Raw genomic sequence first — 14,751 nt, 5'->3', positions numbered from 1 at the left:
AAGCGCCCAATACCAGACAAGTGGTCACTGTTTCTGCACAGACGCGCACTGTCACTCTCATGTGTGACTGCAAGCACACCATCCAGGTAAAGACCTCATCAAATAGTTTGTGATACGGTTCACGAGAACCCCGGATGGAGCCGAAGGACCGTAGTGCGACGGTCCATTGGTGTGAGGTCTTCACCTCCTCGGACCGGGACTACGCTCGTCCATGACGACACCCTGCCCCCTGTGAAAGCGGAGTTGCCGCCATGCCGTCCAATGACGCCCGGAACCTCTTGCAGATCGCTGTGCCCACAGCGGCTGCCGGCGTGGTCGCGGTCGCTGTCAGCGGCGCGGTCGCCGGCGGTGAGGGCGCGCTGGGGGCGGCCGTCGGCACACTGCTGGCGATCCTCTTCATGGGGATCGGGCTCTATGTGCTCCAGTGGACGGCGAAAACGCTCCCGCAGCTGTTCCAGGCGATGGGGCTGATGCTCTACGTCGCCCAGCTCCTGCTGCTCATGATCTTCGTGGCCCTCTTCAAGGACACGTCCCTCTTCGATCCCAAGACGTTCGCGATCTCGCTCATCGTCGCGACCGTCGTGTGGATGGCTGCGCAGGCCCGCGCGCACATGAAGGCCAAGATCTTCTACATCGATCCGGCCCCCGAGAAGAGCGAGAAGTCCGAGAAGTCCGGGTCCTCGTCGTGAGAGGTAGGGCCGAGATAAGGGCTTGCCGGTTCTCCTGCTATCGTCCGGTGCCAACTGCGGCATCGCGGGCGCGGGCATCTGAGCTGACGCCTGCTCACACGCGAGGCTCGATGCCCCCCAGCCGCCCTCACATCCGAAACACCAGTCCGGTGCCGATCCGCGGCTGCGCGCCGCGCCGACACAACGAGGTTGCCGTACCCATGCGTCACGCCGAAGGAGCCCGTGGTGAGTGCTGACCAGACCCAGCTCGCCTTTGACTGGAGCTGTCGGATCATGTCCGACAACGGCTGTGGCTTCCCGGCTCCCGGCCTGCACTCGTTCCTCTTCAAGCCGATCGCCGACGTCGGCGGGTTCGAGTTCAACAAGGTGATGCTGCTCGCGCTCATCACCACCCTGCTGGTCGTCAGCTTCTTCTGGGCGGCCTTCGGCAAGGCCAAGGTCGTCCCGGGCAAGCTCCAGATGATCGGCGAGGCCGGCTACGACTTCGTGCGCCGCGGCATCGTCTACGAGACCCTCGGCAAGAAGGAGGGCGAGAAGTACGTCCCCCTGATGGTCTCGCTCTTCTTCTTCATCTGGATCATGAACATCTGGTCCGTGATCCCGCTGGCGCAGTTCCCGGTGTCCTCGATCATCGCCTACCCGGCGGTGCTCGCCCTGGTCGTCTACGTCGTCTGGGTCTCGCTGACCTTCAAGCGGCACGGCTTCGTGGGGTTCTTCAAGAACATCACCGGCTACGACAAGTCGCTGGGCGCCGTGCTCCCGCTCGTGATGATCATCGAGTTCTTCTCGAACCTGCTCGTCCGGCCGTTCACGCACGCGGTGCGACTGTTCGCCAACATGTTCGCCGGCCACCTGATGCTCGTCATGTTCACCGTCGCCTCGTGGTACCTGCTGAACAGCTGGATGGTCCCGGCGGCCGGCGTCTCCTTCGTGATGACCATCGTCATGATCGGCTTCGAGCTTTTCGTGCAGGCCGTCCAGGCCTACGTCTTCGTGCTCCTCGCCTGCACGTACATCCAGGGCGCTCTCGCCGAGCACCACTGAGCCCCTCCCGCCCCACAAGTCCCAGATACGTCCGGTGGCCAACCCCCGCCGGTCCGTGAAAGAGAAGGAAGATTCAGCATGGCTGCCACTGAGACCCTCGCCGCTGTCTCCGGTTCGCTCGGCTCCATCGGCTACGGCCTCTCCGCCATCGGCCCCGGCGTCGGCGTCGGCATCATCTTCGGCAACGGCACCCAGGCCCTCGCCCGCCAGCCCGAGGCGGCCGGCCTGATCCGCGCCAACCAGATCCTGGGCTTCGCCTTCTGCGAGGCGCTGGCCCTCATCGGCATCGTCATGCCGTTCGTGTTCGGTCAGTAATCCACTGCTCACCGACACGTTTCGACGAAAGGCACTGATGTGATCGCCAACCTGGTACAGCTGGCGGCCGAGGAGAAGCAGAACCCGCTTCTGCCTCCGGGCCCCGAGCTGCTCGTCGGCACCATCGCCTTCGCCATCGTGTTCTTCTTCTTCTGGAAGAAGCTGCTTCCGAACATCAACAAGGTTCTGGAAGAGCGCCGCGAGGCGATCGAAGGCGGTATCGAAGAGGCCGAGGCCATGAAGGTCGAGGCCCAGAGCGTCCTTGAGCAGTACAAGGCGCAACTCGCCGAGGCCCGGCACGAGGCCGCCCGTCTGCGCCAGGAGGCGCAGGAGCAGGGCGCGACCCTCATCGCCGAGATGCGGGCCGAAGGCCAGCGGCAGCGCGAGGAGATCGTCGCCGCGGGTCACTCCCAGATCGAGGCCGACCGCAAGGTCGCCGCGTCCGCGCTTCGCCAGGACGTCGGCAAGCTCGCCACCGAGCTGGCCGGCAAGCTCGTCGGCGAGTCCCTCGAGGACCACGCCCGCCAGAGCCGCGTCATCGACCGCTTCCTCGATGAGCTCGAGGAGAAGGCCGAGGCGTCGCGATGAACGGAGCGAGCCGCGAGGCCCTGGCAGCCGCGCGCGAGCGTCTCGACGCGCTGACGGACTCGACGTCCGTGGACGCGACGCAGCTCGCCGCCGAGCTGGCGGCCGTCACCGCGCTGCTCGACCGCGAGGTGTCGCTGCGTCGGGTCCTCACCGACCCGGCGCAGGCAGGCGAGGCCAAGGCCGAGCTGGCTCAGCGCCTGCTCGGCGGACAGGTCAGCGGCAGCACCGCCGATCTGGTGTCCGGCCTGGTGCGCTCGCGCTGGTCGCAGTCGCGTGACCTGGTGGACGCGCTGGAGGAGCTGGCGAACACCGCCGACCTCACCGCCGCGCAGAAGGCCGGCACGCTCGACGACGTCGAGGACGAGCTGTTCCGCTTCGGGCGGATCGTCTCCTCGAACACCGAGCTGCGCGCCGCACTGACGAACCGGAAGGCCACCGCCTCCGCCAAGCGCGAGCTGCTGCGCAGCCTGCTGGGCGGCCGTGCGGACGCGGCCACCGAGCGTCTGGTGACGCGCCTCGTGACCGCGCCGCGAGGCCGTAGCCTGGAAGCGGGACTCGAGTCCCTGTCCAAGCTCGCCGCCGAGCGCCGCGACCGCGTCGTGGCCGTCGTCACGTCCGCCGTGCCGCTGACCGGCCCGCAGAAGCTGCGCCTGGGCGCCGCCCTGGCGAAGCTCTACGGCCGTCGGATGCACCTCAACCTCGACGTGGACCCCGAGGTCCTCGGCGGGATCCGGGTGCAGGTCGGCGACGAGGTGATCAACGGCTCCCTCGCGGACCGCATCGAGGACGCCGCCCGCCGCATGGCGAGCTAGCAGAAACGAATACCGCAGTACGTACGCAAGCGGCCCTGGTTGGGCCGTGCAGAGGATTCACCTCTTTCAGGGGGGAGTCCGGGATTCAGACATCCCCCCAAAGTGAAACTTCGGGCCCAACAAGGAGAGCAGGGAACCCAGATGGCGGAGCTCACGATCCGGCCGGAGGAGATCCGGGACGCGCTGGAGAACTTCGTCCAGTCGTACAAGCCGGACGCGGCCTCGCGCGAGGAGGTCGGTACGGTCACCCTTGCCGGCGACGGCATCGCGAAGGTCGAGGGCCTTCCCTCGGCCATGGCCAACGAACTGCTGAAGTTCGAGGACGGCACCCTCGGCCTCGCGCTCAACCTCGAAGAGCGCGAGATCGGTACCGTCATCCTCGGCGAGTTCAGCGGCGTCGAGGAGGGCCAGCCGGTCACCCGCACGGGAGAGGTCCTGTCCGTCGCCGTCGGCGAGGGCTACCTCGGCCGTGTCGTCGACCCGCTCGGCAACCCGATCGACGGCCTCGGCGAGATCGAGACGTCCGGTCGCCGTGCCCTGGAGCTTCAGGCTCCCGGCGTCATGGCCCGTAAGTCGGTGCACGAGCCGATGGAGACCGGCTACAAGGCCGTCGACGCGATGACCCCGATCGGCCGCGGTCAGCGTCAGCTGATCATCGGTGACCGCCAGACCGGCAAGACCGCCCTGGCCGTCGACACGATCATCAACCAGCGCGACAACTGGCGCTCCGGCGACCCGAAGAAGCAGGTCCGCTGCGTCTACGTCGCCATCGGCCAGAAGGGCTCGACCATCGCCTCCGTGCGTGGCGCCCTCGAAGAGGCCGGCGCGCTGGAGTACACGACCATCGTCGCCGCCCCGGCGTCCGACCCGGCCGGCTTCAAGTACCTGGCGCCGTACACCGGTTCGGCCATCGGTCAGCAGTGGATGTACGAGGGCAAGCACGTCCTCATCATCTTCGACGACCTGTCGAAGCAGGCCGACGCCTACCGCGCCGTGTCGCTGCTGCTGCGCCGTCCGCCGGGCCGCGAGGCCTACCCGGGTGACGTCTTCTACCTGCACTCCCGCCTGCTGGAGCGCTGCGCGAAGCTCTCCGACGAGCTGGGCGCCGGCTCGATGACCGGTCTGCCGATCGTCGAGACGAAGGCCAACGACGTCTCGGCGTTCATCCCGACCAACGTCATCTCCATCACCGACGGCCAGTGCTTCCTGGAGTCGGACCTGTTCAACGCCGGTCAGCGCCCCGCGCTGAACGTCGGTATCTCCGTCTCCCGCGTCGGTGGCTCCGCCCAGCACAAGGCGATGCGCCAGGTGTCCGGCCGGCTCCGCCTCGACCTCGCCCAGTACCGCGAGCTGGAGGCGTTCGCCGCCTTCGGTTCCGACCTGGACGCCGCGTCGAAGTCCCAGCTGGAGCGTGGTCAGCGACTGGTCGAGCTGCTCAAGCAGCCCCAGTACCAGCCGATGCCGACCGAGGACCAGGTCGTCTCCGTGTGGGCCGGCACCACCGGCAAGATGGACGACGTCCCGGTCTCCGACGTGCGCCGCTTCGAGAAGGAGCTGCTGGAGTACCTGCACCGCAAGGAGCAGGGCCTCATGACCTCCATCAAGGAGGGCGCGAAGATGTCGGACGACACCCTCACCGCCGTGGCCGACGCGATCGCCGAGTTCAAGAAGCAGTTCGAGACCTCGGACGGCAAGCTCCTCGGCGAGGACGCCCCGGCCGCGGCCAAGTGACGTAAGGAAGGGACCTGACTCATGGGAGCCCAGCTCCGGGTCTACAAGCGTCGCATCCGATCCGTCACCGCGACCAAGAAGATCACCAAGGCGATGGAGATGATCGCCGCCTCGCGTGTCGTCAAGGCGCAGCGCAAGGTGGCGGCCTCCGCGCCGTACGCGACCGAGCTCACCCGCGCGGTCACGGCGGTCGGCACCGGCTCGAACACCAAGCACGCGCTGACCACGCAGGCCGAGACGGTCGTGCGGTCCGCGGTGCTGCTCCTGACGAGCGACCGCGGTCTCGCCGGCGCCTTCAACTCCAACGCCATCAAGGCCGCGGAGCAGCTGACGGCACGCCTCGAGTCCGAGGGCAAGCAGGTCGACACGTACATCGTCGGCCGGCGTGGTCTCGCGCACTACAACTTCCGTGAGCGCAAGGTCGCGGATTCGTGGTCGGGCTTCACGGACGAGCCGACGTACGCGGACGCCAAGAAGGTCGCGGCCCCCCTCATCGAGGCCATCGAGAAGGAGACGGCGGACGGCGGCGTGGACGAGATCCACATCGTCTTCACCGAGTTCGTCTCGATGATGACGCAGACGGCGCTCGACGACCGTCTGCTGCCGCTCAGCCTCGACGAGGTCGCCAAGGAGGCGAAGCCGCAGGGCGAGATCCTTCCGCTCTTCGACTTCGAGCCCTCGGCGGAGGACGTCCTCGACGCCCTGCTGCCGCGCTACGTGGAGAGCCGCGTCTACAACGCGCTCCTCCAGTCGGCAGCCTCGAAGCACGCCGCCACGCGGCGCGCGATGAAGTCGGCGACCGACAACGCGGGAGAGCTCATCGAGACGCTCTCGCGCCTTGCCAACGCGGCCCGCCAGGCCGAAATCACCCAGGAAATCAGCGAGATCGTCGGTGGCTCCGCAGCCCTGGCCGACGCGACCGCGGGGAGTGACAGGTAATGACGACGACAGTTGAGACGGCCGTTGCCACGGGCCGCGTCGCCCGGGTCATCGGTCCGGTCGTCGACGTGGAGTTCCCCGTCGACGCCATGCCGGAGATCTACAACGCCCTTCACGTCGAGGTGGCCGACCCGGCCCAGGACGGCGCGAAGAAGACGCTGACCCTGGAGGTCGCCCAGCACCTGGGTGACGGCCTGGTCCGCACCATCTCCATGCAGCCCACCGACGGCCTGGTCCGCCAGGCCCCGGTCACCGACACGGGCACGGGCATCACCGTCCCCGTCGGCGACTTCACCAAGGGCAAGGTGTTCAACACCCTCGGTGAGGTGCTGAACGTCGACGAGCAGTACGAGGGCGAGCGCTGGTCCATCCACCGCAAGGCCCCCAACTTCGACGAGCTCGAGTCGAAGACCGAGATGTTCGAGACCGGCGTCAAGGTCATCGACCTGCTGACCCCGTACGTCAAGGGCGGCAAGATCGGTCTGTTCGGCGGCGCCGGCGTCGGCAAGACGGTGCTCATCCAGGAGATGATCTACCGCGTCGCCAACAACCACGACGGTGTCTCCGTGTTCGCCGGCGTCGGTGAGCGCACCCGTGAGGGCAACGACCTCATCGAGGAGATGGCCGACTCGGGCGTCATCGACAAGACCGCGCTGGTCTTCGGTCAGATGGACGAGCCCCCGGGCACCCGTCTGCGCGTGGCCCTGGCCGGTCTGACCATGGCGGAGTACTTCCGCGATGTGCAGAAGCAGGACGTGCTGTTCTTCATCGACAACATCTTCCGCTTCACCCAGGCCGGTTCCGAGGTCTCGACCCTGCTCGGCCGTATGCCCTCCGCGGTGGGCTACCAGCCGAACCTGGCCGACGAGATGGGTCTCCTCCAGGAGCGCATCACCTCGACCCGTGGTCACTCGATCACCTCGATGCAGGCGATCTACGTCCCCGCGGACGACCTGACCGACCCGGCCCCGGCCACCACCTTCGCCCACCTCGACGCGACGACGGTGCTCTCCCGTCCGATCTCCGAGAAGGGCATCTACCCGGCCGTGGACCCGCTGGACTCCACGTCCCGGATCCTGGACCCCCGCTACATCGCGGCGGACCACTACGCCACGGCGATGCGCGTCAAGACGGTCCTCCAGAAGTACAAGGACCTCCAGGACATCATCGCGATCCTCGGCATCGACGAGCTGGGCGAGGAGGACAAGCTCACCGTCCACCGCGCCCGTCGCGTGGAGCGCTTCCTGTCCCAGAACACCCACGTCGCCAAGCAGTTCACCGGCGTCGACGGGTCGGACGTCCCGCTGGACGAGTCGATCACCGCGTTCAACGCGATCATCGACGGCGAGTACGACCACTTCCCGGAGCAGGCGTTCTTCCTCTGCGGTGGCATCGAGGACCTGAAGAAGAACGCGAAGGAGCTGGGCGTCTCCTGAGCTGAGAGCTCTTGAGTGAGCCGCGTGCTCACACTCGTGAGCCGCGTGCTCACACCGGAGGGGGCGGGGTTCGTCCCGCCCCCTCCGTCACGCCCACTAGACTTGTAACCAACACCCGGCACACCCGCCGGGTGGTGACCCGAGGAGCCACCTTGGCTGCTGAGCTGCACGTCGCGCTGGTCGCGGCCGACCGAGAGGTCTGGTCCGGCGAGGCCACCCTGGTCGTCGCGCGCACCACGTCCGGCGACATCGGCGTCATGCCCGGTCACCAGCCGCTGCTCGGTGTGCTGGAGTCGGGCCCGGTGACCATCCGTACGAGTGATGGTGGAACGGTCGTCGCCGCGGTGCACGGCGGTTTCATCTCGTTCGCGGACGACAAGCTGTCGCTGCTGGCCGAGATCGCCGAGCTGTCGGACGAGATCGACGTCCAGCGCGCGGAGCGCGAGCTCGAGCGCGCGAAGGCGGAGGGCGATGCCACCGCCGAGCGCCGCGCGGACGTACGACTGCGTGCGGCGGCGGCGAGCTGACCCAGCTCGCCGTGTGATGACGTCACTCAGCCGCGGCCGGCACCGGAGCGATCCGGAGCCGGCCGCGGCTGAGGCAGATATGGATGTTTTTTCCGTTCCGTTACCTATCGAAGGTACCTAGGAGACGAGGAGGTCGGTGTCGATGGTCCTCGCTCTGACTGTGTGCGGAGTCGTCGTGGCCCTGGTGGTGCTGGGGCTGTTCGTCTTCGGTCTGCGCCGCAGACTCATCCAGCGCTCCGGCGGCACCTTCGACTGTTCCCTGCGCTGGGACGTACCCGAGAAACCGGATCCGAGCGGAAAAGGCTGGAGCTACGGAGTCGCCCGCTACAACGGCGACCGCATCGAGTGGTACCGCGTCTTCTCCTACGCCTACCGCCCGCGCCGCGTCCTGGAGCGCGCCTCGATCGAGGTGGCCGGCCGCCGTCTGCCCGAGGGCGAGGAGGAGCTGGCGCTGCTCTCCGACGCGGTGATCCTCGTCTGTACCCATCGGGGCACCCGCCTCGAACTCGCGATGAGCGAAGACGCGCTGACCGGATTCCTCGCGTGGCTGGAGGCAGCCCCGCCCGGACAGCGAGTGAATGTGGCGTAGCCGCATTCACTCTCCCCCGGACGAAGTCCGGGGGAGAGTCAACGTCGCTTAGGCCTTCGAAAAGGGTTACGACAGGCCGCTGTTGATGGCGTTCACCAGCTCTCCGCCCGTGGTGTCGCCGCTGAACTCCCAGAAGAACGCGCCGCCCAGGCCCTGGTTCTTCGCCCAGCTCATCTTCCCGGCGATCGTCGACGGGGTGTCGTAGGACCACCAGTTGCCGCCGCAGTACGCGTACGCGGTGCCGGCGACGGTGCCGGTGGCGGGGCAGGTGTTCTTCAGCACCTTGTAGTCCTCGATGCCGGCCTCGTAGGTGCCGGGCGCCGCGCCGGTCGCCGTGCCGCCGGGGGCGGACTGGGTGACGCCGGTCCAGCCGCGGCCGTAGAAGCCGATGCCGAGCAGGAGCTTGGCGGACGGCACGCCCTTGGCCTTGAGCTTGGCGATCGCGTCGGCCGAGTTGAAGCCGGCCTGCGGGATGCCCGGGTACGAGGTGAGCGGGGAGTGCGGGGCGGTCGGGCCGTCCTTGTCGAAGGCGCCGAAGTAGTCGTACGTCATCACGTTGTACCAGTCGAGGTACCGCGCGGCGCCGCCGTAGTCGGCCGCGTCGATCTTGCCGCCGTTGGAGCCGTCGGCGGTGATGGCGGCGGTGACCAGGTAGTTGCTCCCGAACTCGGCGCGCAGCGCCTGCATCAGGGTGCGGAACGCGGCGGGGCCTGAGGTGTCGCAGGTCAGGCCGCAGGCGTTCGGGTACTCCCAGTCGATGTCGATGCCGTCGAAGACGTCGGCCCACCGCGGGTCCTCCACGACGGACTTGCAGGACTTGGCGAACGCGGCGGCGTTGGCCGCGGCCTGCCCGAAGCCGCCGGAGTAGGTCCAGCCGCCGAACGAGTACAGCACCTTGATGTGCGGGTACTTCGCCTTCAGCTGGCGCAGCTGGTTGAAGTTGCCGCGCAGCGGCTGGTCCCAGGTGTCGGCGGTGCCGCTGACGGACTGGTCGGCGGTGTAGGCCTTGTCGTAGGCGGCGTAGGTGTCGTCGACCGTGCACTGGCCGTTCTTCACGTTGCCGAACGCGTAGTTGATGTGCGTGATCTTCGACGCGGAGCCGGAGGTGACCAGGTTCTTCACGTGGTAGTTGCGGCCGTAGACGCCCCACTCGACGAAGTAGCCGAGCTTGACCTTGTTGCCGGTGGGCGGGGGCTCGGTGGTGCCGCCGGTGGTGCGCACGGCGCGGGCTCCGCTGACCGGGCCGGTCTGGTCGGCGGTGTCACGGGCCTGGACGGTGTAGGAGTAGTCGGTGCCGGCGGTGAGACCGGTGTTCGTGTACGAGGTGGCCGTCACGGTGGCGACCTTCACGCCGTCGCGCAGGACGTCGTAGTTCTTGACGCCCTTGTCGTCGGTGGCCGCGCTCCAGGTCAGCTTGACCGAGGTGTTGGTGATGTCGGAGGCGGCGGGGGTGCCCGGCGCGGAGGGGGCCGCGTCGCCGGGGACCGAGGTGCCGTCGCAACTGCCGCCGTTGAGCTTGCAGTTGGCGGGGGACCCCGCGCCCGTGCCGTTGAAGCCGAAGGAGACGGAGGCGCCGGGGGCGAGGGTGCCGTTCCAGGACTTGTTCTTCGCGGTCCAGTGGGCGCCGGAGGAGGTGACGTCGGCGTCCCAGGCGGAGGTGACGGACGTGCCGGCGGGGAAGTCCCACTCGACGGTCCAGGAGGTCAGGGTGGTGGTGCCGGTGTTCTTCACCGTCCACTTGCCCTCGAAGCCGGTGCCCCAGTCCTGGGGTTTGGCGTAGGTGGCCGTGGCGGAGGGGGCCGCCTCGGCGGGGCTCGCCAGACCGACCAGTCCGGCGAAGGGGAGCAACAGGGTCGCGAACCCTGCGGCGACGCGGTGCCTGAAGCGCATGCAGCGCCTCCTTGAGGGGAGTTGTGGGGGGCGTGACTGAGCCCTCACGCCCGCAGTGCCGCGAGAATAGAAAGGTCTGGACCACGGGTCAATAGGTCTGGACCACCAGGGCTCACGGGTTCTTGATCCCCAACTCCTGCGCCAGCACGGCCGCTTGCACCCGGCTGCGCAGCTCCAGCTTGCCCAGCAGCCGGCTGACGTGCGTCTTCACCGTCGCCTCCGCCATGTCCAGCCGCTCCGCGATCCGCGCGTTCGGCAGTCCCTCGCCCAGACAGGCCAGCACCTCGCGCTCGCGCCGGGTCAGCGACTCCAGGACCGCCGGGTCGGCCTTCGGCCGCGGCGCCGGCCGGGCCGCGAACTCGGCGATGAGCCGGCGGGTGACGGCCGGCGCGACGATGCCCTCGCCGGCGGCGACGGTGCGCACGGCCGTGATGAGGTCCTTGGCCTCCGTGTTCTTCAGCAGGAACCCGGCGGCCCCGGCGCGCAGCGCCCCGAACACGTACTCGTCGAGGTCGAAGGTGGTCAGCACCAGCACGTCCGCGAGCCCTTCGGCGACGACCGCCCGGGTCGCCGACACCCCGTCCATCCGCGGCATCTGCACGTCCATCAGCACCAGGTCCGGGCGCAGCTCCCGCGCGAGCGCCACCGCCTGCTCCCCGTCCGCCGCCTCGCCGACCACCTCGACGTCGGGGGCGCTGCGCAGGATCAGGACCAGCCCGGCGCGTACGGCGGACTGGTCCTCGGCGACGAGGACGCGGATCATGCGGGGCCTCCTTGAGCGGGGGTGGGGGTGGCGGCGGTGGTGTCGGTGAGGGGCAGGACGGCGCGCACGGACCAGACCTTGCCGTGCACCGGTCCGGCCTCGAAGGTTCCGCCCAGCAGTTCCGTCCGCTCCCGCATCCCGACCAGCCCCGCGCCCGAGCCGGGGGCCCGCGGCCCGTCCCGGTCGCCGTACGGGCTCGTCACCTCCACGGTGAGCGAGTCGTCCTTCCCCCACTGCCCGGAAGGCGTGGGAGGTGCCCCCATGGCGAGACGCACGGTGACACGGCCGGGGGAGGCGTGCTTGAGGGCGTTGGTGAGGGACTCCTGCACGATCCGGTACGCCGCCAGCCCCACCGGGGCGGGGACGGGGCCGGGGCCGCGGGACGAGTCGCGGGCGGTGTCGGCGTCGGCGTCCAGGGCCGTGTCGAGGGTGACGTCCAGGCCGTTCGCGCGGGCGCTCTCGACCAGTGCGCCGAGGCCGTCGAGGGTGGGCGCGGCGGCCGGTTCCAGATCACCGCCGCTGTCGCGCAGGATCCCGATCAGCCGCCGCATCTCCGCCAGCCCCTCCACGCTGTTCTCCCGGATCACGCCGAGGGCCTCCCGGGAGGTCTCCGGCTCGTCGATGGAGAGCGCGGCCGTGGAGTGGATGGCGATCGCGGACAGGTGGTTGGCGACCATGTCGTGCAACTCGCGCGCCATCCGGGCCCGTTCGGCGCTCACCGCCTGCACCCGGTCCATCTCGGCGAGCAGCGCGGTCTGTTCGGCGCGCAGCCGGGCGCCCTCGGCGGCGTCCCGGTGGTTGCGGACGATCAGACCGGTGGACGCGGGCGCGAAGGAGACGACCCCGACGGCCACCCCGACCAGCAGGGCCTCGGGCACCCGCCAGACCGCGAACGGCACCACCGTCGCGAGCACCGTGATCAGTCCCGTGATCCAGGGGATGCGCCGCGCCGACGCGGGCGTGCCGTACAGCACGGCCGCGTACACGACGTCGGTGAACATCAGCAGCGTGCCGAGGCTGCCCTGCGTCATCGTGTCCAGGGTCAGCGCGACCGTGGCGGTCAGCAGGGCGACGCGCGGCGCGGCCCGGCGCAGCAGCTCGCAGCCCGCCATCACGAACAGCGGCAGCAGGACGGGCCAGCGTCCGTCGAAGAGGACGATCGGGTCGGCCGCCCGCCGGGTGCCCAGCCCGATGCCCCACAGCAGCAGCCCGCCGAGCAGCCCGCCGACCGCCGCGAACACGTCGAAGCGGTGCGGGTGCGGGAGTCGAAGGGCCATGTCTCCATCCAACACGGCCCGCCGCACCGTCGCGTGATGCCACGGAAGGGCCCCGGACTGCATCTTTCGATGTACCGGAGGTTCGTCACCGGCGACGACGATCCCGGCCGCCGCGCGCAGGAGCCTGGAACGGTGAGCGAGAGGAGCGAACCGTGATCGTCTGGTTGATCGCCGCCTGTGAGATCGGCTTCTGGGTGCTGCTGGCGCTCGGACTGGCCGTCCGCTACCTGCTGAAGTGGCGGCGGACGAGCGTCGTGCTGCTGCTGTGCGAGCCGCTGCTGGAGCTGGTGCTGTTCGTCGCGACGGCCGTCGATCTGAGGAACGGCGCCGAGCCCGGCTGGGAGCACGGCCTGGCGGCGCTGTACATCGGCTACACCGTGGCCTTCGGCCACTACACGATCCGCTGGCTGGACGGCCACGCCGCCCACCGTCTGGGCGGCGCCCCGCCCCCGCCGAAGCCGCCCCGCTACGGCCGGGCGCGCGCCGTGCACGAGGCGAAGCTGTGGCTGCGGGCCGTGCTGGGCGGGGCCGTCGCCCTGGCCCTGCTCCAGCTCGCCGTCTGGTACGTCGGCGACTCCGGCGACGTCAGCTCGCTGCGGTCGTTCCAGTGGACGGCCCTGCGCGTCGTCGGCGTCTACGGCCTGATCGCCCTGTCGTACACGATCTGGCCCCGCAAGGCCCCGGCGGCCCGGTGGTAGCGGTGGCGGCAGTGGTGGCGGTGCTGGAGGTGGGGGCGCTCAGCGCTCCCCGCCGGGGACCCACAGGACGTCGCCGTCGGCCTTGTTGGCCGTCCGGGCCAGGATGAACAGCAGGTCGGACAGCCGGTTGAGGTAGGTCGCCGTCAGCGGGTTCATCGTCTCGCCGTGCGCTTCCAGGGCCGCCCACGTCGAGCGCTCGGCGCGACGGACCACCGTGCACGCCTGGTGCAGCAGCGCCGCGCCGGGCGTGCCGCCGGGCAGGATGAAGGAACGCAGCTTCTCCAGCTCCCCGTTGAAGCGGTCGCAGTCCGCCTCCAGCCGGTCGACGTAGAACTGCTCGACCCGCAGCGGCGGGAACTCCGGGTTCTCCACCACCGGCGTGCACAGGTCCGCGCCCACGTCGAAGAGGTCGTTCTGCACCCGGGTGAGGACCGTGACGATCTCCTCGTCGAGCCCGCCCAGCGCGATCGCCGTGCCGAGCGCGGCGTTCGCCTCGTTCGCGTCCGCGTACGCGGCGATCCGCAGGTCGGTCTTGGCGACCCGGCTCATGTCGCCGAGGGCGGTCGTGCCCTGGTCGCCGGTCCTGGTGTAGATGCGCGTCAGATTGACCATGCGGCCAATCTAGACGGTCCCCGGCGATCCGTTCCGTTCCCTTCGTCACCCCAGGTCAGCACGGGGTCAATCGGTGCGAATCAGACAGGATTTGACGACGTGACCGGTGTCTCACGCGCTGAGACGTGAAACGCGTTACTAACCGGTCACACAGCGCCTCAGGCCCGCTAGTGTCCGGCCGAGAGCCGTGAGGAAAGCGGTCGATGCGCCGGATGGCTGACGCCGGTGACATCGGACGCGCGAGCGGGCAGGGCTTCTACAGGCACGGAATCCGCACAGGCCTCACAGGCCTCACCCCTGCGGGTGAATCTGCTATCGGTTCGCTCACAGACGGCAACCTCCGACCGCTTCACGCAGTCAGAGGAGGCAACACCGGACATCACACCGCGGAGCACGAGACGCACGCTTAGGGGAGCGCTATGTACATCAGGGGCGACCACGCCGAGCTGGTCGTCGGGGGCCGTCTCGACGTCCGCACCGCGGCGGACGCCCGTACGGTCCTGCACACGGCGGTGGACGACGGCGTAGGCGACCTGGTGCTCGACCTGTCCGCGCTGGACTCCTGGGACGCGACCGGCCTCGGCGTCATCATGGGCGTCCACCGCCGCGCCGGCCGCTGCGGCCGCCGCCTGGTCCTGCGCGGCGTACCGCCCCAGATGCAGCGTCTGCTGGTGGCCACCCGACTGCACCGGATCCTCGCCATCGAGGGCGGCATCGGAGTGGAGTCCCTGCCCCGGGTCTGAAACGCGGGCGCGGGACGCGGGTCCGGAACACGGGTGTGAAACGCCCCCACGGGGGACCCGGCAGGCCACGCACGCAATCCTCACCGGACTGTGACGTC

General features: G+C 69.2%; 16 protein-coding genes. 12 read left to right on the top strand and 4 right to left on the bottom strand.

The window, feature by feature from the left end:
* Nucleotides 1–251 precede the first annotated feature (251 nt).
* From ACFYX4_RS30350 to ACFYX4_RS30305, 10 genes are all read left to right on the top strand, one after another.
* Nucleotides 252–689, top strand: a complete 438-nt coding sequence (locus ACFYX4_RS30350) for a hypothetical protein (RefSeq protein ID WP_389339987.1) — start codon at nt 252–254, stop codon at nt 687–689.
* Between the two features lie 273 nt (nt 690–962).
* A complete protein-coding gene (gene atpB / locus ACFYX4_RS30345; protein WP_389340192.1) occupies nt 963–1,733 on the top strand; it encodes a F0F1 ATP synthase subunit A in 771 nt (256 codons plus the stop codon).
* A 78-nt stretch (nt 1,734–1,811) separates the two neighbouring features.
* Nucleotides 1,812–2,048: a F0F1 ATP synthase subunit C gene (locus tag ACFYX4_RS30340; protein WP_351098992.1), complete on the top strand. Its 237-nt coding sequence runs from the start codon at nt 1,812–1,814 to the stop codon at nt 2,046–2,048.
* 39 nt (nt 2,049–2,087) lie between these two features.
* Nucleotides 2,088–2,636 carry a F0F1 ATP synthase subunit B gene (locus ACFYX4_RS30335; protein WP_389339985.1) on the top strand — a complete coding sequence of 183 codons (549 nt, stop codon included), beginning with the start codon at nt 2,088–2,090 and terminating at the stop codon, nt 2,634–2,636.
* A complete protein-coding gene (locus ACFYX4_RS30330) occupies nt 2,633–3,448 on the top strand; it encodes a F0F1 ATP synthase subunit delta (protein WP_389339983.1) in 816 nt (271 codons plus the stop codon). Before ACFYX4_RS30335 ends, ACFYX4_RS30330 begins: the two co-directional genes overlap by 4 nt.
* A 141-nt stretch (nt 3,449–3,589) precedes the next feature.
* On the top strand, nt 3,590–5,179 hold the full coding sequence (atpA, locus tag ACFYX4_RS30325; RefSeq protein ID WP_389339981.1) for a F0F1 ATP synthase subunit alpha: 1,590 nt from the start codon (nt 3,590–3,592) through the stop codon (nt 5,177–5,179).
* 21 nt (nt 5,180–5,200) lie between these two features.
* A complete protein-coding gene (locus tag ACFYX4_RS30320; RefSeq protein ID WP_389339979.1) occupies nt 5,201–6,118 on the top strand; it encodes a F0F1 ATP synthase subunit gamma in 918 nt (305 codons plus the stop codon).
* Complete coding sequence (gene atpD, locus ACFYX4_RS30315) at nt 6,118–7,554, top strand: F0F1 ATP synthase subunit beta (protein WP_389339976.1); 1,437 nt, start codon at nt 6,118–6,120, stop codon at nt 7,552–7,554. The genes ACFYX4_RS30320 and atpD overlap by 1 nt, the downstream gene beginning before the upstream one ends.
* Before the next feature lie 152 nt (nt 7,555–7,706).
* Nucleotides 7,707–8,081, top strand: a complete 375-nt coding sequence (locus ACFYX4_RS30310) for a F0F1 ATP synthase subunit epsilon (RefSeq protein WP_130443462.1) — start codon at nt 7,707–7,709, stop codon at nt 8,079–8,081.
* A gap of 142 nt (nt 8,082–8,223) precedes the next feature.
* Complete coding sequence (locus ACFYX4_RS30305; protein ID WP_389339974.1) at nt 8,224–8,670, top strand: DUF2550 domain-containing protein; 447 nt, start codon at nt 8,224–8,226, stop codon at nt 8,668–8,670.
* Nucleotides 8,671–8,736: 66 nt separating this feature from the next.
* Here ACFYX4_RS30305 and ACFYX4_RS30300 read toward each other — a convergent pair whose 3' ends face one another.
* From ACFYX4_RS30300 to ACFYX4_RS30290, 3 genes are all read right to left on the bottom strand, one after another.
* Nucleotides 8,737–10,560, bottom strand: a complete 1,824-nt coding sequence (locus tag ACFYX4_RS30300; protein WP_389339972.1) for a glycosyl hydrolase family 18 protein — start codon at nt 10,558–10,560, stop codon at nt 8,737–8,739.
* A gap of 112 nt (nt 10,561–10,672) precedes the next feature.
* On the bottom strand, nt 10,673–11,323 hold the full coding sequence (locus ACFYX4_RS30295; protein ID WP_389339970.1) for a response regulator: 651 nt from the start codon (nt 11,321–11,323) through the stop codon (nt 10,673–10,675).
* On the bottom strand, nt 11,320–12,600 hold the full coding sequence (locus ACFYX4_RS30290) for a sensor histidine kinase (RefSeq protein ID WP_389339968.1): 1,281 nt from the start codon (nt 12,598–12,600) through the stop codon (nt 11,320–11,322). The genes ACFYX4_RS30295 and ACFYX4_RS30290 overlap by 4 nt, the downstream gene beginning before the upstream one ends.
* A gap of 152 nt (nt 12,601–12,752) precedes the next feature.
* On the opposite strand from ACFYX4_RS30290, the gene ACFYX4_RS30285 reads away from it, so the two are divergent.
* Entirely contained in the window at nt 12,753–13,298 is a 546-nt protein-coding gene (locus tag ACFYX4_RS30285) for a hypothetical protein (RefSeq protein ID WP_389339966.1), read from the top strand.
* A 39-nt stretch (nt 13,299–13,337) separates the two neighbouring features.
* On the opposite strand, the gene ACFYX4_RS30280 is transcribed toward ACFYX4_RS30285, so the two are convergent.
* Nucleotides 13,338–13,910, bottom strand: a complete 573-nt coding sequence (locus tag ACFYX4_RS30280; RefSeq protein WP_389339964.1) for a cob(I)yrinic acid a,c-diamide adenosyltransferase — start codon at nt 13,908–13,910, stop codon at nt 13,338–13,340.
* Between the two features lie 419 nt (nt 13,911–14,329).
* Between ACFYX4_RS30280 and ACFYX4_RS30275 the strand changes: the two genes are divergently transcribed.
* Nucleotides 14,330–14,653, top strand: coding sequence for an STAS domain-containing protein (locus ACFYX4_RS30275; RefSeq protein ID WP_389339962.1), 324 nt, complete (start codon nt 14,330–14,332; stop codon nt 14,651–14,653).
* Nucleotides 14,654–14,751: the final 98 nt, after the last annotated feature.

The sequence above is a fragment of the Streptomyces sp. NPDC002328 genome, assembly GCF_042890065.1.
GTDB lineage: Bacteria > Actinomycetota > Actinomycetes > Streptomycetales > Streptomycetaceae > Streptomyces.
Note: the sequence above shows the minus strand (reverse complement) of the source record. Positions and strands in the feature narration are given on the sequence as shown.